This window comes from Microvirga yunnanensis, from assembly GCF_025460875.1.
Map to the genome: position 1 here is coordinate 43,439 of NZ_JAMXFI010000006.1, position 24,061 is coordinate 67,499.

At 60.7% G+C, this 24,061-nt stretch carries 33 protein-coding genes and 1 other RNA gene; 10 read left to right on the forward strand and 24 right to left on the reverse strand.

Going from position 1 to position 24,061, the window contains the following annotated elements:
* Window positions 1–969: 969 nt before the first annotated feature.
* The gene (locus NF876_RS04725) at window positions 970–1,530 is read right to left on the reverse strand and encodes a transglutaminase-like cysteine peptidase (protein ID WP_262267696.1); all 561 of its coding nucleotides are present in this window, start codon (window positions 1,528–1,530) and stop codon (window positions 970–972) included.
* Window positions 1,531–1,715: 185 nt separating this feature from the next.
* On the opposite strand from NF876_RS04725, the gene NF876_RS04730 reads away from it, so the two are divergent.
* Complete coding sequence (locus NF876_RS04730; RefSeq protein ID WP_262267697.1) at window positions 1,716–2,279, forward strand: response regulator; 564 nt, start codon at window positions 1,716–1,718, stop codon at window positions 2,277–2,279.
* Window positions 2,280–2,556: 277 nt separating this feature from the next.
* Here the strand turns inward: NF876_RS04730 and NF876_RS04735 are convergent, their stop codons facing one another.
* Complete coding sequence (locus tag NF876_RS04735) at window positions 2,557–3,726, reverse strand: sensor histidine kinase (protein WP_262267698.1); 1,170 nt, start codon at window positions 3,724–3,726, stop codon at window positions 2,557–2,559.
* A 234-nt stretch (window positions 3,727–3,960) separates the two neighbouring features.
* Between NF876_RS04735 and NF876_RS04740 the strand changes: the two genes are divergently transcribed.
* Window positions 3,961–4,368, forward strand: a complete 408-nt coding sequence (locus tag NF876_RS04740) for a response regulator (protein ID WP_262267699.1) — start codon at window positions 3,961–3,963, stop codon at window positions 4,366–4,368.
* A gap of 14 nt (window positions 4,369–4,382) precedes the next feature.
* On the opposite strand, the gene NF876_RS04745 is transcribed toward NF876_RS04740, so the two are convergent.
* On the reverse strand, window positions 4,383–4,643 hold the full coding sequence (locus NF876_RS04745; RefSeq protein WP_262267700.1) for a DUF6894 family protein: 261 nt from the start codon (window positions 4,641–4,643) through the stop codon (window positions 4,383–4,385).
* Window positions 4,644–5,085: 442 nt separating this feature from the next.
* Between NF876_RS04745 and NF876_RS04750 the strand changes: the two genes are divergently transcribed.
* Window positions 5,086–5,832, forward strand: a complete 747-nt coding sequence (locus NF876_RS04750) for a Crp/Fnr family transcriptional regulator (protein WP_262267701.1) — start codon at window positions 5,086–5,088, stop codon at window positions 5,830–5,832.
* Here the strand turns inward: NF876_RS04750 and NF876_RS04755 are convergent.
* The 6 genes from NF876_RS04755 to NF876_RS04780 form a co-directional block, all read right to left on the reverse strand.
* On the reverse strand, window positions 5,817–5,954 hold the full coding sequence (locus NF876_RS04755; RefSeq protein WP_262267702.1) for a hypothetical protein: 138 nt from the start codon (window positions 5,952–5,954) through the stop codon (window positions 5,817–5,819). The genes NF876_RS04750 and NF876_RS04755 overlap by 16 nt on opposite strands.
* A 135-nt stretch (window positions 5,955–6,089) precedes the next feature.
* Window positions 6,090–6,236, reverse strand: a complete 147-nt coding sequence (locus NF876_RS04760) for a hypothetical protein (protein ID WP_262267703.1) — start codon at window positions 6,234–6,236, stop codon at window positions 6,090–6,092.
* A gap of 40 nt (window positions 6,237–6,276) precedes the next feature.
* Complete coding sequence (locus NF876_RS04765) at window positions 6,277–6,582, reverse strand: hypothetical protein (RefSeq protein ID WP_262267704.1); 306 nt, start codon at window positions 6,580–6,582, stop codon at window positions 6,277–6,279.
* A gap of 381 nt (window positions 6,583–6,963) precedes the next feature.
* Window positions 6,964–7,164, reverse strand: a complete 201-nt coding sequence (locus tag NF876_RS04770) for a hypothetical protein (RefSeq protein WP_262267705.1) — start codon at window positions 7,162–7,164, stop codon at window positions 6,964–6,966.
* A gap of 156 nt (window positions 7,165–7,320) precedes the next feature.
* Window positions 7,321–7,530, reverse strand: a complete 210-nt coding sequence (locus NF876_RS04775; protein WP_262267706.1) for a cold-shock protein — start codon at window positions 7,528–7,530, stop codon at window positions 7,321–7,323.
* Window positions 7,531–8,061: 531 nt separating this feature from the next.
* Window positions 8,062–9,192 (reverse strand): sensor histidine kinase, encoded by a 1,131-nt coding sequence (locus tag NF876_RS04780; protein ID WP_262267707.1) that lies wholly within the window; start codon window positions 9,190–9,192, stop codon window positions 8,062–8,064.
* Window positions 9,193–10,134: 942 nt separating this feature from the next.
* Here NF876_RS04780 and NF876_RS04785 point away from each other — a divergent pair.
* From NF876_RS04785 to NF876_RS04805, 5 genes are all read left to right on the forward strand, one after another.
* Window positions 10,135–10,359 (forward strand): hypothetical protein, encoded by a 225-nt coding sequence (locus NF876_RS04785; RefSeq protein WP_262267708.1) that lies wholly within the window; start codon window positions 10,135–10,137, stop codon window positions 10,357–10,359.
* Window positions 10,360–10,430: 71 nt separating this feature from the next.
* Window positions 10,431–10,553, forward strand: coding sequence for a hypothetical protein (locus NF876_RS43100; protein ID WP_315974425.1), 123 nt, complete (start codon window positions 10,431–10,433; stop codon window positions 10,551–10,553).
* A 709-nt stretch (window positions 10,554–11,262) separates the two neighbouring features.
* Window positions 11,263–11,835, forward strand: coding sequence for a CarD family transcriptional regulator (locus tag NF876_RS04795; protein WP_262267709.1), 573 nt, complete (start codon window positions 11,263–11,265; stop codon window positions 11,833–11,835).
* Window positions 11,836–12,304: 469 nt separating this feature from the next.
* Window positions 12,305–12,688, forward strand: a transfer-messenger RNA (tmRNA) gene (gene ssrA, locus NF876_RS04800).
* Window positions 12,689–12,764: 76 nt separating this feature from the next.
* Window positions 12,765–13,514 carry a hypothetical protein gene (locus NF876_RS04805; RefSeq protein WP_262267710.1) on the forward strand — a complete coding sequence of 250 codons (750 nt, stop codon included), beginning with the start codon at window positions 12,765–12,767 and terminating at the stop codon, window positions 13,512–13,514.
* An 84-nt stretch (window positions 13,515–13,598) separates the two neighbouring features.
* Here the strand turns inward: NF876_RS04805 and NF876_RS04810 are convergent, their stop codons facing one another.
* The 13 genes from NF876_RS04810 to NF876_RS04870 all read right to left on the reverse strand — a co-directional run bounded on the left by NF876_RS04810 (window position 13,599) and on the right by NF876_RS04870 (window position 19,052).
* On the reverse strand, window positions 13,599–14,318 hold the full coding sequence (locus tag NF876_RS04810) for a lysophospholipid acyltransferase family protein (protein ID WP_262267711.1): 720 nt from the start codon (window positions 14,316–14,318) through the stop codon (window positions 13,599–13,601).
* An 11-nt stretch (window positions 14,319–14,329) separates the two neighbouring features.
* Window positions 14,330–14,569, reverse strand: a complete 240-nt coding sequence (locus tag NF876_RS04815; protein ID WP_262267712.1) for a hypothetical protein — start codon at window positions 14,567–14,569, stop codon at window positions 14,330–14,332.
* A gap of 16 nt (window positions 14,570–14,585) precedes the next feature.
* On the reverse strand, window positions 14,586–14,849 hold the full coding sequence (locus NF876_RS04820; RefSeq protein WP_262267713.1) for a hypothetical protein: 264 nt from the start codon (window positions 14,847–14,849) through the stop codon (window positions 14,586–14,588).
* 32 nt (window positions 14,850–14,881) lie between these two features.
* Window positions 14,882–15,160, reverse strand: coding sequence for a translation initiation factor IF-1 (gene infA, locus NF876_RS04825; protein ID WP_262267714.1), 279 nt, complete (start codon window positions 15,158–15,160; stop codon window positions 14,882–14,884).
* Between the two features lie 340 nt (window positions 15,161–15,500).
* Window positions 15,501–15,683 (reverse strand): hypothetical protein, encoded by a 183-nt coding sequence (locus NF876_RS04830; protein WP_262267715.1) that lies wholly within the window; start codon window positions 15,681–15,683, stop codon window positions 15,501–15,503.
* A 247-nt stretch (window positions 15,684–15,930) separates the two neighbouring features.
* Complete coding sequence (rpsU, locus tag NF876_RS04835; protein ID WP_262267800.1) at window positions 15,931–16,233, reverse strand: 30S ribosomal protein S21; 303 nt, start codon at window positions 16,231–16,233, stop codon at window positions 15,931–15,933.
* 79 nt (window positions 16,234–16,312) lie between these two features.
* Window positions 16,313–16,507: a hypothetical protein gene (locus NF876_RS04840; protein WP_262267716.1), complete on the reverse strand. Its 195-nt coding sequence runs from the start codon at window positions 16,505–16,507 to the stop codon at window positions 16,313–16,315.
* Window positions 16,508–16,577: 70 nt separating this feature from the next.
* Window positions 16,578–16,946: a DUF6481 family protein gene (locus NF876_RS04845; RefSeq protein WP_315974424.1), complete on the reverse strand. Its 369-nt coding sequence runs from the start codon at window positions 16,944–16,946 to the stop codon at window positions 16,578–16,580.
* Between the two features lie 45 nt (window positions 16,947–16,991).
* On the reverse strand, window positions 16,992–17,192 hold the full coding sequence (locus NF876_RS04850; protein ID WP_262267718.1) for a hypothetical protein: 201 nt from the start codon (window positions 17,190–17,192) through the stop codon (window positions 16,992–16,994).
* 107 nt (window positions 17,193–17,299) lie between these two features.
* On the reverse strand, window positions 17,300–17,509 hold the full coding sequence (locus NF876_RS04855; RefSeq protein ID WP_210805829.1) for a cold-shock protein: 210 nt from the start codon (window positions 17,507–17,509) through the stop codon (window positions 17,300–17,302).
* Window positions 17,510–17,853: 344 nt separating this feature from the next.
* Window positions 17,854–18,081: a hypothetical protein gene (locus tag NF876_RS04860; RefSeq protein WP_247654193.1), complete on the reverse strand. Its 228-nt coding sequence runs from the start codon at window positions 18,079–18,081 to the stop codon at window positions 17,854–17,856.
* A gap of 112 nt (window positions 18,082–18,193) precedes the next feature.
* On the reverse strand, window positions 18,194–18,403 hold the full coding sequence (locus tag NF876_RS04865; protein ID WP_262267719.1) for a cold-shock protein: 210 nt from the start codon (window positions 18,401–18,403) through the stop codon (window positions 18,194–18,196).
* 400 nt (window positions 18,404–18,803) lie between these two features.
* A complete protein-coding gene (locus NF876_RS04870) occupies window positions 18,804–19,052 on the reverse strand; it encodes a ParB N-terminal domain-containing protein (protein WP_262267720.1) in 249 nt (82 codons plus the stop codon).
* A 430-nt stretch (window positions 19,053–19,482) separates the two neighbouring features.
* Between NF876_RS04870 and NF876_RS04875 the strand changes: the two genes are divergently transcribed.
* Window positions 19,483–19,779, forward strand: coding sequence for a hypothetical protein (locus tag NF876_RS04875; RefSeq protein WP_262267721.1), 297 nt, complete (start codon window positions 19,483–19,485; stop codon window positions 19,777–19,779).
* Window positions 19,780–19,860: 81 nt separating this feature from the next.
* Here NF876_RS04875 and NF876_RS04880 read toward each other — a convergent pair whose 3' ends face one another.
* The gene (locus NF876_RS04880) at window positions 19,861–20,133 is read right to left on the reverse strand and encodes an SWIB/MDM2 domain-containing protein (protein ID WP_262267722.1); all 273 of its coding nucleotides are present in this window, start codon (window positions 20,131–20,133) and stop codon (window positions 19,861–19,863) included.
* Between the two features lie 79 nt (window positions 20,134–20,212).
* Window positions 20,213–21,622 carry an alpha,alpha-trehalose-phosphate synthase (UDP-forming) gene (gene otsA, locus NF876_RS04885; protein ID WP_262267723.1) on the reverse strand — a complete coding sequence of 470 codons (1,410 nt, stop codon included), beginning with the start codon at window positions 21,620–21,622 and terminating at the stop codon, window positions 20,213–20,215.
* Window positions 21,623–23,003: 1,381 nt separating this feature from the next.
* Here otsA and NF876_RS04890 point away from each other — a divergent pair.
* Window positions 23,004–24,059 (forward strand): HAD family hydrolase, encoded by a 1,056-nt coding sequence (locus NF876_RS04890; protein ID WP_262267724.1) that lies wholly within the window; start codon window positions 23,004–23,006, stop codon window positions 24,057–24,059.
* Window positions 24,060–24,061: the final 2 nt, after the last annotated feature.

Sequence of the window (24,061 nt, forward strand, 5' to 3'; positions counted from 1 at the left end):
GTCCGTTGCCATTGCCCGGCCCGGCACCATTGGCGTTGCCGCCGGATCCTGCCGACCCGCGGCTGCCATTGCCGCTCGAGCCTCCGATGCCGCCGCTGCTGCCGGCCGGGCTGCTGCCACCAGCCGAGCTCCCGCCGATGGAAGCGCCAGCCGATGCATCTCCTGGAGCGGCTCCGGCGAGGCCTCCGGCTGCGGATCGTCCGGCTGCACTACCGGAACCCGAGTTCCCGACTGCGCCTGCCATGACGCTGCCGGAGGAGGTCGCACTCCTGCCCGTCGCGGAACCAGCAATTGCAGGAGAACCCGCCGCGGATCGCGCTGACGTGCCGACTGCGACGGAACTCGTGCCAGAGCCGAAGAGCCGATCCAGGAACGATGTTCCGGGCGCCCCAATGGATCCGGTCGTCTCAGCTCTGGTGCCCTGGTCGACCGCACGTCGTGCCTGCGGACGGATTGCGCAGCGGCAGACTTCCTGGCCCTGGACGATGCGGAGGTGGCAGTTGCCGTACATGGATGCATTGGCAACGGCAGGCTGGCACTGTTGGCCTGACCTGGGCATCTGGGCCTGAACGGAGGCTGACGTGGCAACAAACAGGGTCATCGCGGACAAAGCGAGAGCGTGCGAACGCTTCATGGTTCACCTTACAAGAGAGTACTAATGGAGGCTGATCGCAGAAGAGCGGCTCAGGTTGCTAGATGACGCCTAACTCCGGACATGGTTCCGGCACATTCCTGGAAATTTTTTCAGACGATATGTGGATATGCCTGCGCCAATTAACGGGTATTCAATCTTTATACCTGCCCGCACCTCGGCTTTAGCCTGTCTTGCGAGCGCAAACTAAAGAAAAGCCCCTGATAGTCTTCAGCTATCAGGGGCAAGCAATACTCGACGGGACGCTGATTTGGCCCAAACGGTGCAACGATCCTATAGCCAACTCAGTTCCACGGCTTACCTGGAGAGGGAGCGGGTCAGCCGCGCGGCCGGCGAAACCCGGCCTGCGCTACGGGCAGGCTACGGGCGACGGGAAGATCCACCGTCGGCTCGCTGGTTCTTGCGCCCGAAGCCGAAACCCACCCGCGACCCGTCTGCCGTGAGAGGAACGTGTGGCCTGTTTGGGCGGGCGGCAGGATGGATGAGGTCAGGTTGTCCAGGACGTACTCGCCACTGGCCGTTGTCACGACAAGTACCGCATGCGGCTCGCCGGACGAGGTCGTGCCGACCGAGATCGACAGCGCCGAGGTCGGCCAGCCGCGCTGCAAGAGCAGTTTGCGCTTCAGCAGTGCGAAATCCTCACAGTCGCCCCGGCCACTCGTTGGAAGTGTCCAGACGTCCTCGCGTCCGTACTGGTCCATGTCGGACACTTCGACAATGGTGCTGTTCACATGGCTGTTGATCTGCCGCAGCTCCGACATCCGCTCCGGCGTGAGGGTTACGTGCGCAGCAGGCTTAGCCGAGACCGGAGCGGAATAAAGCGCCGTTGCCAAAGTGAGCACAAGGCCGCCAGCCAGGCAGCGAGAGATCGACATCATACGAATGCCCCCCGAACGAATTTGGTCCAAGTCGCCATCTGCGGCACTCGACCCGGTTGTTTTGTTAGGAGCGCATTAACTATGAGTTTAAGCCTAGAATGAGGCGGCTTAAGCCAAGCGCAACCGCCATCGATCGGCTCCTGCATTGGAGCGCGATGCTCCGAGAAGGAACCAAAGCGTGGCCGATGCGTTTCGTCTCGCCATTCTTTCGTTCTGTTCGTCCTGTGTCGCATTTGTTTCTCGGAACCGTATTGCGGGTCGAGGACGAGCCGCTGGTGCGGTTGGTAACGGCTGACCTGCCGATCGAAGCCGACTTCCGTGTTGCCGAAGCGGCCAACGCCGACGAGGCCCTCACCCTCCTGAGCGCCGGGGTTGATGTCGACGTCGTGTTCTCGGACGTCGAAATGCCGCCGGGCCTTAACGGCTACGCGCTCGCCCGCCAGGTTTACGAGCAATGGCTCAGCACCGAAATCCTGATCACCTCGGGACGGGAATGGCCGAGGGGAGGAGATCTGCCGCCTGGGGGCGCGATTCTGGCCAAGCCCTGCCCGAGCGAAACCCCGGTGTCCTATGTGCGATCCGCCGCAGAGCGTACTCAGGCTGCCAGAGCAGGGCGTTCGGCCGAACAGAGGTCGATCGGGGGGATGGCACGGTTGTGCCATTTCCCAAGGCCGGCTAACGCGAGAAAGGCCAACACAGCATCCCACAGGTCCCCTCACGCTGCCCAGGCGAGGGCTAGCGTCTTGTGAAGTGAATTTCTTTTCCGGTTCATCTGGACCCAAGCGGAGCTGCAAGCACTTTGAGTCGGTGGCGGTTCTCGCCCTGGGCGTGGCCATCTGCCGTGCGGCGGCCGAAGCATGGACTCGGCCGACGAAATGTCCGGACGTGGCACGGGGCGGAGGAAAGCCGAACTTCCGTCGTCATAGGGTAAGCTGACCTTCATACGGCCAAGCCCAAAGGCTCAGTTTGACCCAAAGCAGCCCTTCCACCATGTTCAAGGAGCGAACCAGCCCACTGGACCGAACATCACAGCGGCAAAGGGAACCTGACGCAGGTACGCGTGCCCTTCTCGACCGGCTTCCGCTCCACCTGCCCATCGAGCTGATTGGCAAAGGCGTCGATGAGCTGAAGGCCGAGCCCACCCTTGCGGGGCGGTCCCATCCCGCGTCCATTGTCCTCGACCGCAAGGTAGGCCTCACCGAGCTCGGACCGTGTCGTGAAGCTGACCCGGATCGTGCCGCCGTCTTCATCAAACGCGTACTTGAGCGAGTTGGTCACCAATTCGTTGACGATCAGCCCGGCTGCCACGGCTCGATCCAGGGGAAGCAGCGCTCCGCGCCCTGCCTCGACATCGATGGTCACCGTCTCCCGTTGCGGGTCGATGTTGGCGCATAAGGCCCGCAGGTAATCGCCGAACTCCACGTTGCTGATGCCAGCCTCGAACGAGAGCTGGTCCTGAGCCAGGGCGATGGCATGCACCCGGTCCATGACGCTCACGAAGCGGTCCCGGTCCTCCTGCGTCGAGGCGTGCCGCCGTTGCAGCGCCAGGAAGGAGATGATCGTCTGAAGGTTGTTCTTCACCCGGTGCTGGAACTCGCGCAGGACCACCTCGGCAAAGGACTTCTCCCGCGCATACCCTGCGGCCGCCTCCGCCGCCTTGGTCTCGGTATCCAGCCGCAACAGGGCCACGCCCAGGATGTTGGCCATGATGGTCAGGAAGGTCACGTCGCCCTCGTCAAAGGTCCGTGGCTCCTCAGCATCCACTTCCAGCACGCCCCAGATGCGACCATCGATCCGCACCGGCACGTTCACGAGCGAGACGATGCCATGCTCGCGCAGGCTCGGGTGCATGCGGAACTCAGGATCGTTCGGCAGGTCCTCGACAGTCACTGGAGCGGCTGTCTGCATGCATCGTCCGGCGACAGAGGCATTGTCGAGGGCGAAGGTCGTCTGACCCACCACGCCAGGTTTCCAGCCCACCCCGGCCACCATCAGCAGGTCGCCATGGTCTGGACGGTAGCACAGCACCTTCACATGCCTGATATGGGTGACCCGCGAGACCTGGGCCGTGACGTAGTGCAACAGCTTCTCACGCGGCAGAACTTCGGAGGCAATCCGGCCGAAGGCGGCGAGCGCACGCTGGTACTCGTGCATGCGCTTAAGTTCAGGGCTGGGACTGTCGCTCCTTCTCGGCATCATGCCTCCTGCTCAGATCCCCATCGGGGTTGTCTTACTGCAAGGCTGGAAAAGCCCAGCGGCTGCGCTTGGTTCCAAGAGGCGTGATAGCCAGCGTGACAGCAATCGGCTCCTGATCTCAGAAAGAGGCAATGGCAAAGTTGTCTCAGCACCAACTCTCAAGGGTCGACCCCGGCTGATCCACGCCTATCTAGGAGGCATTGTTTGAGATCTTGACCTTAGGAACAAAGACCGTTGCTCCCTCTTTCATCGGGCATGCCTGGCCCGAACCCTTACCCGCGTGCTCTCATTCTGGTTGTCGAAGACGAGGCGCTCGTGCGAATGACCCTCGTCGATGTGCTGGAGGATGCCGGCTTCAAGGTGATCGAGGCCGCCCATGCCGATGAGGCGCTCCGGGTTCTGAGTGCCGTCTCGGGTATCCACGCCGTGGTCACCGACGTAGAGATGCCGCGTGGGAGCATCAACGGCTTCGAGCTGGCCCGGAGGGTCCGTTCGGAGCGCGAGGACATCGGGATCCTGATCGCGTCCGGTCGTGCCGCGCCCAAGTCAGGGGACCTGCCGGAGGGAGCCCTGTTCCTCAGCAAGCCCGTCCATCCCGAGACGCTCGTGCGACTGCTCAAGACGCTCCTGACCTCGGGGTAGACATGCTGGGAAGATTACCTCTGCGGACGGTCTGCCCTCACGGAAGGGTATTCCACGATCAGGGAGAGTGCAGCTCGGAGCACCACGTGTCCCGCCTCGTCCCTGACGCTGACGATGAACGTGCGTTCGTCACCATCGGGCAGCTCGTCCTGGGCCATCAGTGGCAGTTCCTCCTGAGCAACGGCCTTAGCCGCCTCAAGGTTTTCCAGCTCCTGCCCCACGTCGTCGGGGACGAGGACATCCCCGTCGTACGTGTCGAAGAAATAGCGAGGCACAGGCACTCCAAGGCTTGGGATCGTAGCCGTCAACGCTTGGCTTCGCGCCTTGTTCGCTGTTCCAACGTAGGGACCACGCATGTGGTTGGGGCTCCGGTGGGGAAGCTGCATGCTGGACCTTGCGCTCCTCTTCCTCCGCCAACATTCCGAGATGCTTGGCCTCATTCACATTGATCTGTAGGGCTCTTTATCGGAGATGCGCCTCGTCCTTTCCTGGGTTTCGAAATAAAGCTGAAGCGTCGATTTCTGCTGGAAGAACAAAGATGAACTCAGACTTGTCGACTAACACGATATCAACACAATGTTTTTCCGCAAAAAGTAACCTAGATCAGAGGCGGACACTGATTTATGTGCTACAAGACGATCATTATCAGCAAGCGATCCTAGGCGCTGATACCTGAGAGATACGTGTGCTCCCGCCTGCAAACAGGAGGAGCTCCCCATGCACGCTTCTTTCCATCCCGATTACAATCCGATGATCCGCAAGCTGGAGAGCATCTTCACGCTCACGGATGACGAGCGGCAGGCGCTTGAGACCCTGCCGATGCAGCCTGCCACGCTCAAAGACCATCAGGACATCGTGCGCGAAGGCGACCGTCCCTCCCGTTCCTGTCTGATCCTGAGCGGCTTCACCGCTACCTACAAAGTCACCACAGTCGGCAAGCGCCAGATTGTGTCCTTCGGCATTGCCGGTGACATTCCCGATTTGCAGAGCCTGCACCTGAAGGTTCTGGACGTTAGCATCGCCACTCTTACCCAGTGCCGGGTGGGGTTCATCAAACATGAAGACCTGCGGGACATCTGCACCCGCCATCCGCGCATCGCTGCTGCCTTCTGGCGCGAGACCCTGATCGAGGGGGCCATCTTCCGGGAATGGGTGACCAATGTCGGCCGCCGCGAGGCCTACAATCGTCTGGCCCATGTGCTGTGCGAGATGCTGGTGCGCCTCAGGGCGGTGGGCCTGGTCGAGGGTCATGCCTGTGACCTGCCCATCACTCAGGGTGAGTTCGCGGATGCGCTCGGCATCACTCCGGTCCACGTCAACCGGGTGCTTCAGCAGATGCGGGCCGAGGGTCTGATCGAACTGAAGGGCGACCGGCTGAACATTCCTGACTGGGAGAAGTTGAAGCAGGTGGGCGAGTTTGACCCCAACTACCTGCATCTGGAGAGCGATCAGGCCGCCGCATGACCCCCCTTCAGCCCATCCGCGTGGCGACGGGATTTGACGAAGACGGTATGATGGTCCTCGTTGAGGAGCAGCGGCTGTTGGCGGTTTTGGATGGTCGTGATGTCGGTGACCACCATGAGCATGCGGATGCCCTCCACTGCAGCGACGAACGGGCCGCCGTCGCGCCGAAGGCACCCACCCGCTCTTCGGCTCGTTCTTGAAGGATGTCAGCGGGTGTTGGATCAAGCCTCAGTGGCTTCGTTCCCGTCGTGGCCCAGCTACGATGCGCGCTTGCCGCCGGATGGTTTAGGCGGGGTGCTGCCCTTGCCTTGGGTCACGACGGGAGAGACCGGGATTGGGTTCTTGGGTTTGTCCTGCTTCGGCTTCTTTGCCTCGCGGTTGCCGCGCTTTTCGCCTCTGGCCATAGGGTATCTCCATTGTCAGTTGGGTTCTGGAAAATTCGTCTCAGTCGTGGGGTGACTTGTCGAGCAGATGATCGAAGTCGGCCAGAACCCGGTCGATCAGCCTGCGCCGACGCAGGTCGGCGGCGTCCAAGTTCTGCGCGAGCAGACCCAGCAGATAGCGCGCCTTCTCGACAGCCTCCGGCCAGTCGGTGGCGGGTGCGGCCGCAAGCAGATCTTCGAGTTCCGCTTGTCTTGCGTGAAGTGCTGCCTGGTCGGCCTCGACCTCGGAGCGCAGACGTCGAAGGTCGGTGGCTTTCTGGGCTGCCATGCCGCGATGGGCATCAAGATTGGTTGGTTGATCGACCATGGTGCGCCTCCTGGGGGTGAGAGGCAGAAGCGTTGCGAGCGATGTGTCCTCATCCATGCATTCACCTCTGTATTGATGATCGTCAGGTTCGCTCCGCGAGCAACCGCGCCAGTGTCTTGGCTTGCTGAGCACTCCCGCCGATCGGCTCGGGCGTCACGCTATGCCACGCGTGTGCTCGAAGAGCCCAACCCACATCCGAGAGACTACCAAGCGGCTCGTGTGGCCACGCAGGCTCACCTGTTGGCGTGAGGATCATGAACTGTCGGGACGCCTTCCGGCCGACCCGAGCAACGTACAAGGCCTCATCGCCCTGTCGAAGCACGGCGACAGGATCGTAGATCTGCGATCCGTGAAAGAAGGCGTCTGCGCTGGTCAAATGATTCACGCCTGCGCCGTAATCTCGCTCTCGCGCACAGCACGCTCGCCGAAGCCGGACGACTTGATGCGATAGGAGACCTCGCCAGTCTGATCGGCCGGCATGAGGCGGGTCACCTCGTAGATGCCGCTTGTCGTTGCGCGCTTGTCGGAGAAATTCGGATGGGTGATGCGGACGAGCTGACGAAGTTTATACTTGTGAGACATTCATTGCTCCTGGAGCCCGACGGCTGTCAGGCAGGGCAGGGATGGGCGGACAACCGCTGCCGGGTGATTGCGAGCGCAAACAATAAAGCCGCCCCACAAGGGAGCGGCTTCAGGACCGAGCGGCACAGGCCTATGTCCTGAGCCGATCATCACCAGTTACGCTGTTTCGATGTTGTTGACGGCAATCTTGCCGGAGCGACGGTCCTCGGCTGTGTCGAAGGAGACCTTCTGACCTTCGACCAGGCCGCGCATGCCAGCGCGCTCAAGGGCGGTGGCATGAACGAAGACGTCCTTGCTGCCATCGTTCGGCTGGATGAAGCCGAAGCCCTTCGTATCGTTGTAGAATTTTACTGTGCCCGTAATCATTGGTGTAACCTTTCGCGATTGCTGTGGATGCACGTGAGGGAAGGCGCGCCAAAGAGCGGCCTCAACTCAGTTCGTCGATGTAATGGTAAGAAAGTCCGAACGTGCGCCTGACAGTGTCAAAAGCGAAACGACCCGATTGTCCGGCCAAAATCCGATAAAAACTATATAGACTCTTTATTAGTTGATAACAAGTGCTGTGTGTCTTCCTACATGATTTAGATGAATCTTGTCTGCTTTCGACGAATTTCAAAGACAGAATTGTGCGTAGCAGGGCAGGGGCTGCTTCAGTATTGATCAGGCCCATCCGATGCACATTCACCCGCTGCCGGACGTCTAAGAGGCTGGGCGATCGTCAACGGTTTGCGGCGGGTGCTAGCGCATCGTGCGGAAAAGTGGACCCGGTTTTCGCTTGCGCGGCCCGCTGGGTCCGCTCCGAACGATGCGCCATTTAAGGAATTGAGCATCGGATCGATCCCAAAAGTGGGTCCACTTTTGGGGTCGATCCGATGCTCTAAGGGTGGGCGCGACTGTCTATTGGACTGAGGCAGACATGCGACATGGAAGCGGTACCCTTAGGTGCGCTCGCAGTCCTTCCGGTTCGTAGGAGACCATGGCGTGCGCACCGATCTGATTGCTCAGCACACGTTCCAGGAGCTGGGAGCCAAAGCCCCTCCGGGTCGGCGGGCCGATAGCCGGACCGTTTCGCTCAACCCACTCGATGGTGAGTTCGGGATGGTCCGGCTCGTCCATAAGCGTCCATGAGACCGCCACGGACCCGCCCAGGACAGACAGGGCACCATGTTTGACCGCGTTCGTCGTCAGTTCATGAATGGCCATTCCCAATGGAATGGCGGTGGCCGACGGCAGATCAACGGCAGGACCGTCGAGGAGCACCCGGCCCGGGGAGCCGTCATCGTAGGGCTCGAGCTCATGGCACAGAAGGTTTCGGAGGGAGATGGCCTGCCACTCGTCTTCTGCGAGGCTCGAATGAGTTCGGGCCAATGCCATGATCCTGCCCGTGAACGCCTGCTGGAACTCCTCAATCGTCGTTGAGGCACGCGCGGTCGAGCCCATGATGGCCTGAACGGTCGCCAGCATGTTCTTGACCCGATGATGCAGCTCGCGAACCAGCAGCGCCTGCTGATCCTCCGCGCGCTTTCTGTCGGTAATGTCCACCAGCATGTTCACCGCACCGACCAGCGTGCCTGATGCATCGTGCAGTGGGGTTGGGAACGGGATGAACGGGACCCGGATGCCATCCGGGCGCTCGGCAATGGCTTCGGCACCCCTGATCGCACGGTTCTCCTTGAGGGCAACCGCCATCGGACACTGATCGTGTGGCAGAGGCGTTCCGTCTGGCCAGAACAGCCGCCAGGACCCGCACCACTCGCTCTTGCCGAGTTCGGGCCGACAGCCCCATAACTCAGCGGCAGCTTCGTTGTAGAAGGTGATGCGCCCGGCTGCGTCCGTTGTGTACACCGCCGCCGGCAGGGCATCGAGCAGTTGGCGGAAGCGGCGGTCGCGTGTGCGATCCCGAAGCCGAGCCTCGCCCGGACTGTTGCTCTTACGAGCCGATTCACCACGTGATCCGGTTGAGTGCTCGTCAAGGACCCGGCTGAATTCCGACTCAAGGAGTGTAAGATGGAGATCCTGGTTTGACATGGAAGCCCCTGGCATCAGCCGGGGCCTCACCGGGCGGCTGAACAACTGCTGTTAACAAACTGGCGCTGGGAAAGTTCCGGGTTCCCGACCTGTCACGGTTCTGGAGGCCAGGCAAACCATGAAGCTCATTGGATGAGATCTAGTCCTCGGCACTCGCAGCGCCGGAACTGAGTGGGGCATGGGTGTACTCTGTTGATCCAACGCTGTGGTTGATCATCCAAAGGCAAAGTCCAAGACTTATAACGAAGGCACTCCAGTTCAGTGTTCCTGTAAGCCAGCCGGCTGACGTTTCCTGAGTTTCTGGCGCCTTCTTGGGAGTTGGAGGCATATCGACAGGCATGGCAGTCCTTTGCGCAACGATCTCAAGGACGGTCTGGCGGCCAAGATTAGGACAAAGGTGACTTTGTCGGACCCAGAGGCGGCGTGCAGGAGCCAATCATCCTCTCGTTATGCCAGAGTTGCACGCGGCTCGTGTGGGCAAGACTGCACGCCCACTCACGAGCTTGCATTTCGTTATCCCAAACCAAGGTTTCGATGGTGGCGAGGCCGGTCGACGGGTCTACGATGACAGCTTGATAGGGCTGACTTGATCTCGATGATTTGTTCATAACACACCTCAGAGCCTACGGCACTTCGAGGTGCGGGAGTGCGCCCAAAAGGACAGCGGTCGACTGAGGAGCCGCTGATCTATTCTATATGGTGGGCTACTCGCGCTTTGAAAGGGCCACGGCTGCAAAAGAATCCTAAAGCATCGGACCCAAAAGTGGACTTGCACTTTTGGGATCCATCCGATGCTCTAGGTGGCCGCTTGCAAAAAGCGTTCGACCTTAATCGCAAAAGCAGCGGTCACTCTTAAGTGACTGGTTAGCGGCGCAATAACCAAATCTTGTTTGGCAGGCGTGTGCTACGCTCCAACAATCAAATTCTCTGCGGAGGCGACCGATGCGCGTTCTGATGGCCCTTTTCATGTTGGTTCCTGCTCTTGCCCCTCAGGTTGCTCAGGCGCAGGCAGCTAAGGAAGAGTCGAAGGCAACGACCGAAAGAGTCTATAACTCAGAAGAAAGCGCGGCAATGGCTGCCGCTGTCCGCAAAAAGGCCGAAGCCGCAGAGCGTGCGAGGGATGCCCGGCTGAGAAGAGCTACAAGGGGCATCTGCATCGGCTGCTGAGCGGCCCCCAACTTCTTCGACGAAGAAAGCATGGCAAGCCTAATGATGAGTGTTGTCTACGATAACCTGCCATGATCGCCGATCAGCCCGCACTTGTTGTCGCCGCTGTGTTCTCGGGAGCGGCCCTCTCCATCGACATGGCCGAGCAGCCGGCCCGTCTCGGGCTTGACGATCGATCCCTGCTCGCCGAGTGAAAGTACTCCTAAAAGCGTGGACTGACCATGCAGGCACCGTTGGCCGTTGTAGGACTCCTGCCCGGTCTCGCGGCTTGGTGGCCGACCGGCCACATCGGATGGCTGCTGGGCGCGCTCATCATGATAGCCAACTGGCCTTTGATGTACTTGGCCATCATGCCTGCAAACTACTGGCTCATGGCGACTGATCCGGCAGCGGCTGGTCCCGAGGGCCGAACCATGATCCAGCGGTCGGGCCCGCTCCACCCGATGCGAACAGTTGTTGGCCTTGCAGCCTGTATTGCGTTCCTGTTGGCGTCGCTCGTCTGAACAGGACGTCGTAGGGCGAACCTTGATCTTACAGCGGGGCGTTCGATGAACAGCCTTCTACAAAACTGGTGCATAGAACCGGAATGTCTCTTCCTGGCACATTTTGCGAAGTAGGCCGGATGTCTGCTGACGAAGGGGACAACAGACATTCCCGAGGTGTTCGCAATGTCCTCGGATCACCGAGAGCCGATGATCCGCCCGATTCCGGGGTGTAGTGCGCACTCTATCCAGACGCTGCTGGATCTACCGAATGGAGCGTAGCCGTTCCATGGGAACCGCGTAAGATGCTTCGAGTTCTGCAAACCTGGGGTGCATTGACGCGACGGTCGCGAGCCCGGCATCTACGACACAGGCTCTTTCGACTGAAGCCTCGCCTCTGCCTAACGGAGATCATGTCTGAATGACCAAGAAGAACAATGCCCTTTCCTTCGAGATCGGTGAAACGGTTGTGTACCCGGCCCATGGTGTGGGTGTGATCACTGCGATTGAGGAGCAGGAGATTGCCGGGTTCAAGCTCGAGCTCTTTGTGATCACCTTCGATAAGGATCGCCTCACCCTTCGGGTTCCCCTGGCAAAAGCCAAGAGCAGCGGCCTGAGGAAGCTCTCGGACCATGCGGTGGTGAAGCAGGCACTCGACCTCCTGAGCGGAAAGGCAATGGCCAAGCGCGGCGTGTGGAGCCGGCGCTCCAACGAGCTTCAGGAGCGTATCGGGACTGGGCAATTGACAGCTATTGCTGAAGTTCTGCGGGATCTCAACCGCGGCTCAGAGCAGCAGGAGGCTTCCTACAGCGAGCAGCAGATCTTCGAAGGTGCCCTGGACTTCATGATCAGGGAGGTGGCAGCATCCAGCCAGCTGACCCAGACCGAGGCTCGCAAGTTGATCGAACAGAGCTTGGCCAAAGCTCCTCACCTCAACAAGGCTAAGAGCCTGGCCGAAGAACCGGAGGGGCCCGATGATGAAGCGGCTGCATAGGGAACGACCCTTCCCGTGGAACGAGAGGCCGGTTAACGTTGAGTGCTGCTCCATCTTAGCTCAAGGCATTATTGGTATCATCGTGCTTCTACGGTAGCGTTGCCCCATCGATCTATTGGTAAATCGGAATACTCGGAGCGGGTGCATGGTAGCGCGAACTGCCCGTTTAAAGGATTTCACATCCGACGGGTATCCGGGCTGTGGGCTGCCGGTGCAGGGTCTGGCAGAGGATCATGTCGGCACATACATCCTTCCATTCCCGTGTGAGCGCATGAACGGGGAGTGGCGGAATGGGACGACCGGGGAGGCAGTCCAGGCCAGCATCATCGCATGGCGTGAGTTTGGGGTGAAGAGCAGAGAGCCACGACGTTGCTAAGCATCCCTTGCTTCTTCGACAGACGCGATTGTAGATCTTGTGCCTAAAGCATCGGACCCAAAAGTGGACTTGCACTTTTGGGATCCATCCGATGCTCTAGCAATCAGGTTGGCAAACCCCTATATCGGATATGTCAGGTTCGCCTGACTATGATCGTAGAGGCAGAGTGGAATAGGCGTTTAGGACGCGGGTTCGATTCCCGCCGCCTCCACCACAAGCACACCGGCCGCCCAAGTGCCGCAAGACGGATTTTGGGCGACTGGCCTTCCTTGAGGGCGGGCCGCTGCCCCGGTGTGTTTGTGATGGGGGCGACATGGGTTCGACTGGGCGCAATAAAGGCTAGGTTGCGATTAGGCTGAGCTACGGCCTTGATAGTGCACATTCATAAATGCCAACGACAACGTTGACATGGGTGCAGTGCGCCTCGCGGCGTAACCATCCGGGGCTCGGGACAGCCTAGCAACAGAAACGGCACCTTCGGGTGCCGTTCCCATTTCTAGCCCTTGGATTTCTCGGCCTCCATTGAGCCCCATAACAGAGAGACGAAGAACAGATGTCGGAGATTCAGGTTGGCGGCTACATCCGCGTTTCCAAGGGAACCATGGTCTTCCCGACCGGCGACGGCGTCGAGGCGCCAGCCACGCGCGATCAGGTCGTGAAGGTCACCGATATCTTCGACGTGGACGTGAAGAGCGACAACTTCTACCTGCTCCTGCCGGACGAGATGCGGTTGCGATACTTCGAGGCCAGTGGTGGCAAACGTCCCATCGACCAGGATATCCTGGAATTCACCGATCGGCTGACGCGTGGCGACTATCGGGCCGTGATGTGGTCAGGCAAATGGGCATTGATCGCCAATGTTCAGCCTGCGGAGGCTCCCGCCAACGCAAAAACGGCCCGGAAACCGGAGAAAACGGTGAAGCCAGGCAAGACGCCGCTCACCAAGCAACAGCAGATGGTGATCGGGTCGGTCTGGCGCTTCGTCCAGGACGCAGAGCTTCGCTATATAGTTCGCAACCCTGCATACGCGGCCATGCGCTCTGACCTCGACAGAGGTCTCCACGAGTTGTCCCAACATGCTCGGAACCAGACCTTGGACGCGAAGCTGAACGAGCTTGGCATCATGGATCACATCGATGAGCCCTGGGGGCAGGTGACCGCCGGCGAGACCTTCACGGTTCGTGGCAAGCTGACCTCCAGCATTGGAGGCGGGGCCGACGTGCCGATGCTGTTCCGGGGCGAGAAGTTCACATTGCCCTATGCCAGCCTCGAGCCCGTCGTCGAGCTGGTGACTGAACGATAAGGCCAGCGCCAGCTCAGTCAGCCGGATTGTCCCGGCGGGTGACATCCTGAATCCGGCGAGACGGTGGATCGCCGGATTTCGGAATCAAGCTGCCTGGGGCCAGGAGGACCGTCTCTCGGCCTCAAGAACTTGCTCTGCCTGGCGCGTGAATTCGCGGGCGGCAAGACCAGGCGGAATCGGATCGAGATAAGTGACCGAGATTGTCCCCGCTCTTTTGTACGAGCGGCCGGGTCCCCAGAAATGGCCGGAGTTCAGTGCGACGGGAAGGACCGGTCGCCCAAGCTTTGCATAGAGGAACTCCACCCCACGCTTGAACGTGATGGGCTCGGAAGCTGGCCTTCGGGTCCCCTCCGGGAAGATCAGCACCGAACGGCCCTGGGCCAGCGCCTCCTGGCTTTCCTCCACCATCTTCCGGATTGCTTTCGAGCCGCTCTCCCGGTCAATCAGGATCATTGGTGATTTGCGCAGGAACCAGGAGAAGACAGGGATCGTCAGCAGTTCCTGCTTGGCGACAATGGCCACATCCGGGAACAGGACAAGGAACGCCAGCGTTTCCCACGTCGATTGGTGATTGGCGATGATCAGGCAGGGTTCGTCAGGGATGTTGTGTTGACCCCGCTCGGTATAGGTCAATCCAACGAGCCACCTCAAGTTGACGAGAATACCGCGGGCCCACAACCGCGACGCCAGCCGAACACCAAGCTCCGGGGAACCGCACAGCCAAAGGATCGCCAAGACGGGCACGAACAGCCCTGTCCAGACGACGAGCAGAAGATCGAACAGAGTTGAGCGGATACGCGGCACGGTCGGTGACCTTAGAATGAATCAGCGGTCCGCGGCTGCGGATGCCTGCGCGACAGATCCCCAGCAGCGGGGCGAATCTGGGACTCGCCTGCAGCGCGCTCGGTCCCACTCGCCATATTCTTGATTCTATAGCTGAATTCGCCATTGCTCTCGGGCATCAGACGAACGACTTCATAGATGCCGCTGGTGCGGTCGGCAAAGTGCGTCCCAGCAGCATGAACCAACTGGCCAACAGAATACTTGTGGCTCATGAAAGCCTCCTGCACATCAATTGAGAGACATCGACCGGGGAGCCGTATGGGTTCGGATCGGCAGAACATGCTCCACCTCGGCGTCGCACTGCTGATCGATGATTTCAGCCAGAACCATCGTGTCGTCATCACTCATAGAAGTGGCCGGGTAGATCAGGTACTCGCTGTTGCTCTCGACGACGACAGCGTCGCGGTCAAACCACAGCACGCAATTGATTTGACGCATGAGCCAGTCGGGTACGCGGTCGCCAGCCTCAAAAGTCCAAGTCTTTTCAAGCATCGTGATTGTTCCTCGGAGCTCCGTGGCACACCTTACCGGCGGCGGAACTGCGGACGGCGCGGAGCTCCCGGACGGGGAGCGCCAGCTCCAGCATCCTTGTGGCGAAAGATCAGCCGGCCCTTGTCGAGATCGTAAGGCGACATCTCGACAGTCACACGGTCGCCGGCGAGCGTCTTGATACGGTTCTTCTTCATCTTGCCGGCTGTATAGGCGACGATCTCGTGTCCGCTCTCAAGCTTCACCCGAAAGCGGGCATCCGGCAAAATCTCCACGACTTCACCCTCGAAGGTGATCAGTTCCTCTTTTGCCATTCGATAATCCTTTTCTGTAAACCAAAGGCCGTCCCCGAAGGTCGGCGTTACGAGGCGGCTGACAGGAATGTCATGCCGCCGTTCGCTGGCGCAAGCACACGTGACCGGAGGGTGCGAGAGCGCGAACTCACATTCGGTTGGTTGATGTTTGGGAAGAGTGCCTGAACGTGCGCCCGGCGGGGTACCAGGGCAGAACGGACTGTATGTCCGGCCAAAATCGATAGGGTCTATCTAGTGCCGACTTACGGCGAATACAAGGCACACCGCCGTAAAGGAGCTTGTCGCCCTCGCGATGGTTTCGATCTTGCCAAAGACCAAGTTGTTGTCCATCTTGAGCCAATCAACCGACATGTTCGGCCTGCTCTCCCTTGCTTGTGATCGAGCGCCGAGCCTGCTTTCCGTTCCAATCGATTGCTACACTCAAGTCTGCCCAAGCGGACTGACAGGTCGGTTCTTCGCATTCGACAATCTCAAACACGAAAGGCTGCTCGGAACATGATCCGATCAGCGACAGGAATTCCATGTTGACTTCAACACGACCCCAGCTTCCCAAGCACAAGCCGCAACCATCGAAAGACACCCTGCGGATCAAGGAAGCCGCCAAACCACAACCGTCTGCCCTCTCACGCGAGGAGATCCGCCACATCATCGAGATGATCGGCTGACTTCTCCAGGTTCGTCTCTGATGAATGGGATCCCAAGTGGCACAGGAGACTCCGTGCGCCACTTGCAGAGCCTGAGCTCGAGACGAGCCTCTACCTCAAAACAGGCTAAACCTTCGACTCTGCCGTCGGAGGAGGGGATCCGGCGCCGGGAGCAGTCATAGGTCGACGCGGTCCAGAAAAACGGGGTTTGGGTTTGGGAGCAGCGATCAGCCCCTCCCGGATCGCCTGCTTGCGCGCCAGTTTGCGACTCCGCCGCACAGCTTCCGCCTTCTCGCGCGTTTTGCGCTCAGAGGGCTTCTCGTAAGATTTCCGCGCTTTCATTTCGCGGAATATTCCTTCGCGCTGCATCTTCTTCTTGAGCACCCTGAGTGCCTGATCGACATTGTTGTCGCGTACCAAGACCTGCAATGGATATCCTTTCTGCTCGTTGCGTTCGAGCCGTCCCAGCATGTGGCTGCTCGACGATAGGCGATAAGTTCAGGAGACACTACGTGCTGCGAATTTCGCTCTCGCGAACGGCTCTTTCGATCGAACCTGCTTTGATCCGGTACGAAACCTCGCCCGTCTGATCGGCCGGCATCAGCCGCACGACTTCGTAAACAGCCGCGGAGGTCGTCTGGGCGTCAGAAGACCCGGGCTGATTCAGCCGGGCCAGTGGCCGGACTTTGAACTTGTGTGACATCGGTCAATCTCCTCATTCCTGAGCGAACTGGATCGGACGCAACCATCAGGATGTGACTTGAAAGGGGTCGCTACTTCCGAGCTTTGCGGGCCGCGTAGCGGGCATCGCGGGCGGCCTTGCGCTCGGCCTCCAACATGACCTCGTTCGCGGCCTTCTCGGCGGCTGCGCGTTTCTCCTGCTCGGCTTGCTCGGCAGCAAGCGCCTCCCGCTCCGCGGCAAGGCGGGCCTCGTCGGCCGCGCGCCGAGCGTTCTCGGCGTGGCGCTGGGCTTCCCGCTCGGCGAGACGAACATCCCGCGCGGCACTCACGGCGGCACGGGCGGCACGGCGTTCTGCAACCGCTGGGTCATCAGAGCCGGGCCGCTGACGAAACTTGGCGGCCATGGCCTGCTTTGCGTCTCTGGCGGTGCTCAGCCGTTCGCTAAAATCTTTCTGCTTCATTCCACTCATCGATCTCAATTCGTCCCGTCAGCTAACCGGCGCCACCTATCGGACACGTCTGATGCTGGTGATGGTGCCTTCCGGCAGGGAGCCTTGCTCCTGCTGGGCTTGGGCAATCACGCCGATAGCCCAGGTATCGTTCGCCTTGGCTGGATCATCGATCCACAGATAGGCCGTGCGACCATCGTCATAGTTCACCATGAACATGACCGACTTGGCAGGAGGGGGTCTTCGAAACGTGTACATCGTTTCCTCACGCGTTGGACCATCGAATGATGGAGGGCTGCAAAGAAAAAGCCGCCCCACCCGGGAGCGGCTTCGGAGAGGCGCTTATGATGTGCGCCCGATCATCCTCAGGCGTTCTGGATGTTGTTGACGGCGATCTTGCCGCTGCGGCGATCCTCGGCGGTGTCGAAGAAGACCTTCTGGCCCTCGACGAGGTTGCGCATGCCGGCACGCTCGAGCGCGGTGGCGTGGACGAACACGTCCTTGCTGCCGTCGTCGGGCTGGATGAAGCCGAAGCCCTTCATGTCGTTGTAGAATTTCACAGTGCCCATGATCATGGGGATAACCTTTCGCGGTTGATGCAGATGCACGTGAGCGAAGGCACACGGAAGTGCGGCCTCAGCTCGGTTCGTCGATGGTTTGGAGAGAGTCTGAACGTGCGCCTGGCAGGGCCAACAGCGAAACGGCCCGATTGTCCGGCCAAAGTCGATAATAGAGATATAGGGGCTAATCAGATTTTGACAAGAGGCCGCTTGGAAACTGTGACAGAATGGGAAGCCTGGCAAGATTTGCTTCCACAACTCACTAAAGAACAATCCTGATGGGAGTTCGAAATATGACGACCTCACCAGAAACGACTATGATCACGGCTATAAAGTTCTATGCGGGAGCTAGGTTCACGCTAGGTGGGTGAACGCGTCATCTTCTTAATCGGGACACGGGGCCGGCCGGCCTTCTCGGCAATGGCGTTGTCCTGCTCCTCGATAGCCCTACGGGCGGGCTCGTCGCCGTCGAGCCCACCCAGAAGAGAGCGCGGAACACGGCGGTTCGAGCTTCGGGAGCCGTCCTCATACAGAACGTCGAAGAGGGCATAACCGCTCTCAACGGGCTTTGACTTCTTGCGTGACAATGTTCGTGTTCCTTTCCTTGGCTCGGCGCACCAGGCGATGTTGCGTGCAAAAAGCAGAGGCCGCCTCATTTGAGGCGGCCTCTGTTCCAAAATCTGGGACCAGAGAGCTTGATCAGGCCGTCTTCAGGTTTGAGGCTGACTCCTTGCCGGTGCGGCGATCCGACTCGACCTCATAGGAGACCTTCTGACCTTCAGCTAAGCCACGCAGGCCAGCACGCTCCAAGGCCGATGCATGAACGAAGACGTCCTTGCCACCCGCATCAGGCTGGATGAAGCCATAGCCCTTTGTTTCATTGTACCATTTCACGGTGCCGGTTGCCATGACGAGTTCCTTTCCCTGTTCATGATCAGGTGAGGCCAAGATGCATCAGCGCCTTGGCTTGATGAGTATCGATGCTTGGGGAGGTCGTCCGTGCAGGTGCACGGTCAAGCGCAGCAGCTCCGTCGTCGGCCAATCTCGATGCCGGAAACGATAGGCCGGCATGACACCCGTTACAAGGCTCTACTTCAAGGGATGAGAGGCGGGAGGATAGGATCAGATGAGCATGCAGCCCATTGCCTGTGAGCGACCCCTCCGCTCCTGTCGCCCCCCAAGCTCTTCAGGGCCGAGCGCCGGGCCAGTCGCAAAGGGCCGCGGCTTCGGTTCGAGCGTTCCGCCCCGACCTTGTCGGCTCCGTCCAGAGCCCCGTGACAGAGCTTTTCCGATCCCGCTCCAGCGCCGATCAATGCTTCCGCGCCTGCACCAAGTAAGCCGGAATGGTGGTCTCTCCGAGAGCCTTGCAGGCTTCCAGTCGATGCAGGCCCTCGACCAGAACAAACCGTTGGCCGTCTGGCCGCACGAGAATTGGCACTTCCTGCCCTTTTTCCATCATGCTCTCTGCCAGGGCTAGAACCTTCTGCGGATCCAGGGTTTGCCGCCGCTGTACCGGCACATAGATGTCGTCGATTGCCAAGGTCTGTCTCTTCATCATCGCGGTCGCTCCAGCCCCTGTCATGGTCTCTCGAAGCTTATCCGCACAGGGGGAGCTTGCCTAGGAACACGCCCGATCACGATGCATTCGCTGTAGCAGACAGCTTGGCAAGCGGCCTCTCGGGACGATCACCGAAGCCTCTCCGTCGCTGTTCGTCGTTAATGCTACCCGCGCCTCCAGGCTGTCTGGAATGGGAGCTGCCAACTCCCCCTCTCCCGATGACGCAATGACAGCGATCGCGCCGCATGAAGGGTGAGTGTCAGCCGTACAGCGGTGATGCATAGTGCGATACAACGGCTTGGGCCGGGAGGAAGTGCTACCGTGCTGGCAGCGCTTCAGAGGCGTTTTTTGAGGAGCCGAGGGGATGGCGCATCGTTGTCTAGCAAGCGCTCCTGCTGTCGGGCTCAGTGCTGGGTTGTCTGTGTCGCCCATGGTCGCGGCCGAGATGATCGGGGCCAACGGCGCTGAGAGATGCGGAGGGCTGCGGAAGCTCTATGCCATTGAGTTCTTGGACCCGGAAGATGCCGACGTCCAGGCCAATACGAAGAGGATGGTCGACGGGCGCGACGGCATTGACAGCACTCCGCCCGCGTTCTTGCTCGATGGCAAGCTGTGCTCGGACGGGCGCTGTGCGTTTCGAGCCGCCAAGGAGCAACTCTACAAGCTTGCCAGCAAGAACTCGGGCCCGCAGCTGGGCCGGCTTTGCATCTTTGTCACCCAACCATGAGGTGATCATAAGGTGCTTGGGTGAGAATCACAGTGCGATCTCAATCACCGCATCTTTCCACGCCTCCTACGACCATGAGTATTACTTCAGGTGCTGGGCCAGGTGCTTGTTCATCTCGAACATGCTCACCTTGTTCTTGCCCCCGAACACTGCCTGAAGCTTCTCGTCGGCCATAATCTCCCGCTTGTTCTGCGGGTTCTGAAGCTTGTGCTTCTTGATGTACTCCCAGACCTTGCTCACCACCTCCGGACGTGGCAGGGGGGCTGCGCCCACGATGGCAGCCAGCTCCTGCGAGGGCTGGAGCGGCTTCATCAGAGTTGCATTCGGCTTCCGAGTGTCTTTGGGCTCCGACATCGTGGAACTCCTTTGTTACGCCCGCTTGGCACCGACAAGGGCGATATGGGCCTGCACGTCGATCTCTTCGGCCTTTGTCCTAGACCGGCGCCGGGCTCCGCGCCTTTCCGCTTCTCCTCTGGCCCGCGAGCTCCTTCAGGAAGGCATCGGTCCACCAGGAGATGTCATAGCGCCGGAGCACATCCATCATCCGCCGCCAGCGGGCGATCCGCTCCACCCGGTCCATGTGAAGGGCCTGGCTCATGGCCTCGGCCACCTCGACCTTGTCGTTGGGGTTGACGATGAGTGCGCCGCCAAGCTGCTCGGCCGCGCCGGCGAACTTGGACAGCACCAGCACGCCGGGATCCTCCGGATCCTGCGCGGCCACGTACTCCTTGGCCACCAGATTCATGCCGTCGCGCATCGGCGTGACGAGGCCCACCCGTGCGATCCGGTAGAGCCCTGCCAATACATTGCGTGGGTATGCGCTCGTCACGTAGTGGATCGGCACCCAGCCGGGTTCGCCATGCGCCCCGTTGATCCGGCCGAGCGTCTCGCTCACGGTCCGGCTGAGCGAGGCATATTCGGGAACCTCGCTGCGGCTCGTGGGAGCGATCTGGAGATAAGTCACGCGGCCACGCTGACCGGGGTTGCTGATGAGAAAACGCTCGAAGGCCTCCATTCGCTCTGGGATGCCCTTGGAGTAGTCCAGGCGATCAACTCCGATGATGAGGCTGCGTGAGCCGAGGCTGGCAACGGTCTGCTGGAGCAGGCGATGGGTGGCGGGGCGGCGGGCTGCCTGCTCGAAGCCGCTCACGTCAATGGCAATGGGAAACCCCTTCACGCGTGTCTGGCGACCATCGAGGACGATCACGTCAGCTGTGCGTTGGGTGGCTTCGAACTCCTGGAGGATGCCACGCCGGAGGTTGTCCGCATCCCGCTCGGTCTGCACGCCGACGAGATCGTAGTCCGTGATCGCACGTAGCAAGTCCTGGCTTCCGGGCAACGTTCCGATCACCTCCGGAGCCGGCCAAGGGATATGGTGGAAATAGCCGATCCGGTTGGCCACGCCCAGCGCCCGCAGCTCAGAGGCCAGCGGGATCAGGTGGTAGTCGTGCACCCAGACGAGATCGTCGGGCCGGATCAGCCGCGCCAAAGCTCCCGCGAAAGTTCGATTGACCCGCAGATACCCGGCGTAGTCTGCCCGGGAGAACTCCGACAAGCCAATGCGGTAATGCATCACGGGCCAGAGCGCCCGATTGGCAAACCCACTGTAATATTCCTGGCGGTCGGTGGCGGTCAGGTCCATCAGGGCATAACGTACATTGCCCTTGTCGGTCATCTTGGGCTCGGCGGAGGGATTGGCCGCAACTTTACCGCTCCAGCCGAACCATAAACCGTCCCGGGCCTGAAAGGCCTCGCGCAGGGCAACCGCCAAACCGCCGGCGGACCCCTTGCCAGTGGGATCGGGGATTGCGACCCGATTGGACACGACGACGAGGCGAGGCACAAAGCTCTCCTGATTGTTCCGCGACAGGCACCGGGAAGGTGCTCGATCCCAAATAGGGCAATCCTGCGTGATGACAGTCTCGGCAGCCAGATCGTCTTCCGCAGCGCCGGAGCAGCCGGGCCTGTCGGGGCAAGCAGAGGCCCGTCGCCGCGCCGGTTCGTGCCACAGCGTTCGCACACCGCCGGTTCGAGATCGGAGACCATGAGGAATCGTGGGGCAGCGGTGTCTCACGGCTTACTGAACGGCCTCTGACCGGGCGTACCCACCATTCTGAAGGGCCCTTCCCACTCGCCGCCCCACAGAACCTCATGCTCTCCAGCAGGAGGGGGAGAGCAGGTCAGGAACGGAAAGCGGAGCTTCATACAGCCGCGCTGAAGGGCAGTCCGTGACCCGCAACGGACCTTCCTGCGGCCCAGTTGCGCGGCTCCCAATAGCGGACCTCCCAGGGACCATTGTTTGGCCGGATGTCATAGCGCTGGAGCGGCATGATATCGGGCCCAGCGTTCCCCAGAATGCGCTGGAGGGACACCGCAAGGTTCTGCACGCCCTTGCGGCCGGATTGTGCGGTCTGTCGGGAAAGGCGTCGAACAGGTCCAAACCAACAAGATCGTCCAAGTTCCTCCCGACCGCAGCAAGGTGCGCCGCATTGGCGCCGACGATGTGGAGGTCTGGCGTCGGGACCAGCATGTTCAAGGGTGAACGCTCGAAGAGCAGCCGAGCGGCATCCTGGGCCTGTTGCACCAGTGCCGGGACCGAGCGGAAGTCGGGTTGGTCGATGGCCCTGGTCATCGCCCGCGGTCGTCGATCCGATTGCCTGACCTTTCCTCACGGCTAGCGCATCGTGCGGACCTAGAGGGTCACGTCCGATGCTCTAACGGCGGAACCTGACCGGAGTTGCGGGTGGCACGTCATCTTTCGCGTGCGCACGAAAGTGGCTTGGCCGTATGATTATTCCTGAACATCGCCACAGAGCCGCTCCTCCGCAGGAGGCCGTGTGTGGTCCAAAACGTCTCAAATCGCCACATCCCGGAAGTCCATTGAACTTCGGTACTCACAAGACAGGCCGATGTTCAAAAGGCTATGCTCAACAGTTCAGTTTGACCCGGAGCCGACCATCGGGGCGCCGCGCCTCTTTTCCGGTAATCCTGAGGCGCTTTATGGGAAACCCTATGGCAACTCGCGGGAAACACCTGATGGTCCGTGGACCAGCAAGGTGAGAAAGTAGCCCCGATCTGCCGAGCTGGGACCGTTGGCGGGTCCGCCGGGGCGCCCGCCCATGTGGCGCCTTCGATGAGGCGAATGGTGTCCCGACCGTGGCTTCCATGAGGGGTAAGTTGCGCATGCTCGCCTTGGCGCCTAGGGCCCTGCTGAGGAGCTGAAGATGCATCCGAACACGCCTTCCGGCATCACCCGTCGCGTCATGCTCTCGTCGCTGGCGCTGGTTCCGGCCCTGTCGGGGCTCTCCCGCCCGATCCCGGCGGCCGCGCAGGCGACCGGGGGCGACCCGCTGCCGTCGTGGAACGACGGCACGGCCAAGCAGGCGATCCTCGACTTTGTGCGCGCCACCACCGATCCATCGAGCCCAAGCCATGTCACTCCCGAGGATCGCATCGCCGCCTTCGACCAGGACGGCACGCTGTGGGTGGAGCATCCGGTGTACACCCAGGTGGTCTACTGCCTGGACCGTGTTCCGGCGGTCGTGGCGAAGAGGCCCGAACTCCGGACGGTCGAGCCGTTCAAGACCGTGCTCTCGGGCAATCGCGAGGCCATGGCGAAGCTCCCGATGAAGGACCTCGAGAAGATCCTCGCCGCGACCCTGACCGGCATGTCGGTCGACGACTTCCAGGCCGAGGCAAGCAAATGGCTCGCAACGGCCCGGGACCCGCGCTGGAAACGCCCCTATACCGAGCTCGTCTACCAGCCCATGCTCGAAGTGCTGCGCTACCTGCGCGACAGCGGCTACCGGACCTACATCGTCACCGGCGGCGGCCAGGATTTCGTGCGCGTCTATGCGCAACAGGTCTATGGCATCCCGCCCGAGCAGGTGGTCGGCACCGCGGGCGGAACGAAGTTCGGCTACGCCAAGGATGGCAAGCCGTTCCTGACCAAGGAGCCGAAGCTGCTCCTGAACAACAACGACGCCGGCAAGCCGGAAGGGATTCACCTGATGATCGGCCGGAGGCCCAAAGCCGCCTTCGGCAACTCGGTCGGCGACCGGGAGATGCTGGAATGGGTCGGCGCCGGAGATGGGCCAGGGCTGAAGATGCTGGTGCTGCACGACGACGCCACGCGGGAATACGCCTACGGGCCGGCCCAGGGCCTGCCCGACAGCAGGGTCGGTACCTTCACCGCCGCACTCCAAGAGGAGGCGAAGAAAAATGGTTGGCCGGTGATCAGCATGAAGAACGACTGGAAGCGCATCTTCCCGTTCGAGTAGCC

Coding starts and splice junctions, on each gene's coding strand:
- NF876_RS04725 (WP_262267696.1), bottom strand. CDS start 1,530: ATGATGTCGATCTCTCGCTGCCTGGCTGGCGGCCTTGTGCTCACTTTG.
- NF876_RS04730 (WP_262267697.1), top strand. CDS start 1,716: ATGCGTTTCGTCTCGCCATTCTTTCGTTCTGTTCGTCCTGTGTCGCAT.
- NF876_RS04735 (WP_262267698.1), bottom strand. CDS start 3,726: ATGCCGAGAAGGAGCGACAGTCCCAGCCCTGAACTTAAGCGCATGCAC.
- NF876_RS04750 (WP_262267701.1), top strand. CDS start 5,086: ATGCACGCTTCTTTCCATCCCGATTACAATCCGATGATCCGCAAGCTG.
- NF876_RS04755 (WP_262267702.1), bottom strand. CDS start 5,954: ATGCTCATGGTGGTCACCGACATCACGACCATCCAAAACCGCCAACAG.
- NF876_RS04760 (WP_262267703.1), bottom strand. CDS start 6,236: ATGGCCAGAGGCGAAAAGCGCGGCAACCGCGAGGCAAAGAAGCCGAAG.
- NF876_RS04765 (WP_262267704.1), bottom strand. CDS start 6,582: ATGGTCGATCAACCAACCAATCTTGATGCCCATCGCGGCATGGCAGCC.
- NF876_RS04770 (WP_262267705.1), bottom strand. CDS start 7,164: ATGTCTCACAAGTATAAACTTCGTCAGCTCGTCCGCATCACCCATCCG.
- NF876_RS04775 (WP_262267706.1), bottom strand. CDS start 7,530: ATGATTACGGGCACAGTAAAATTCTACAACGATACGAAGGGCTTCGGC.
- NF876_RS04780 (WP_262267707.1), bottom strand. CDS start 9,192: ATGTCAAACCAGGATCTCCATCTTACACTCCTTGAGTCGGAATTCAGC.
- NF876_RS04785 (WP_262267708.1), top strand. CDS start 10,135: ATGCGCGTTCTGATGGCCCTTTTCATGTTGGTTCCTGCTCTTGCCCCT.
- NF876_RS43100 (WP_315974425.1), top strand. CDS start 10,431: ATGATCGCCGATCAGCCCGCACTTGTTGTCGCCGCTGTGTTCTCGGGA.
- NF876_RS04795 (WP_262267709.1), top strand. CDS start 11,263: ATGACCAAGAAGAACAATGCCCTTTCCTTCGAGATCGGTGAAACGGTT.
- NF876_RS04805 (WP_262267710.1), top strand. CDS start 12,765: ATGTCGGAGATTCAGGTTGGCGGCTACATCCGCGTTTCCAAGGGAACC.
- NF876_RS04815 (WP_262267712.1), bottom strand. CDS start 14,569: ATGAGCCACAAGTATTCTGTTGGCCAGTTGGTTCATGCTGCTGGGACG.
- NF876_RS04820 (WP_262267713.1), bottom strand. CDS start 14,849: ATGCTTGAAAAGACTTGGACTTTTGAGGCTGGCGACCGCGTACCCGAC.
- infA (WP_262267714.1), bottom strand. CDS start 15,160: ATGGCAAAAGAGGAACTGATCACCTTCGAGGGTGAAGTCGTGGAGATT.
- NF876_RS04830 (WP_262267715.1), bottom strand. CDS start 15,683: ATGGAATTCCTGTCGCTGATCGGATCATGTTCCGAGCAGCCTTTCGTG.
- NF876_RS04840 (WP_262267716.1), bottom strand. CDS start 16,507: ATGTCACACAAGTTCAAAGTCCGGCCACTGGCCCGGCTGAATCAGCCC.
- NF876_RS04845 (WP_315974424.1), bottom strand. CDS start 16,946: ATGAAGCAGAAAGATTTTAGCGAACGGCTGAGCACCGCCAGAGACGCA.
- NF876_RS04850 (WP_262267718.1), bottom strand. CDS start 17,192: ATGTACACGTTTCGAAGACCCCCTCCTGCCAAGTCGGTCATGTTCATG.
- NF876_RS04855 (WP_210805829.1), bottom strand. CDS start 17,509: ATGATCATGGGCACTGTGAAATTCTACAACGACATGAAGGGCTTCGGC.
- NF876_RS04865 (WP_262267719.1), bottom strand. CDS start 18,403: ATGGCAACCGGCACCGTGAAATGGTACAATGAAACAAAGGGCTATGGC.
- NF876_RS04870 (WP_262267720.1), bottom strand. CDS start 19,052: ATGATGAAGAGACAGACCTTGGCAATCGACGACATCTATGTGCCGGTA.
- NF876_RS04875 (WP_262267721.1), top strand. CDS start 19,483: ATGGTCGCGGCCGAGATGATCGGGGCCAACGGCGCTGAGAGATGCGGA.
- NF876_RS04880 (WP_262267722.1), bottom strand. CDS start 20,133: ATGTCGGAGCCCAAAGACACTCGGAAGCCGAATGCAACTCTGATGAAG.
- NF876_RS04890 (WP_262267724.1), top strand. CDS start 23,004: ATGCATCCGAACACGCCTTCCGGCATCACCCGTCGCGTCATGCTCTCG.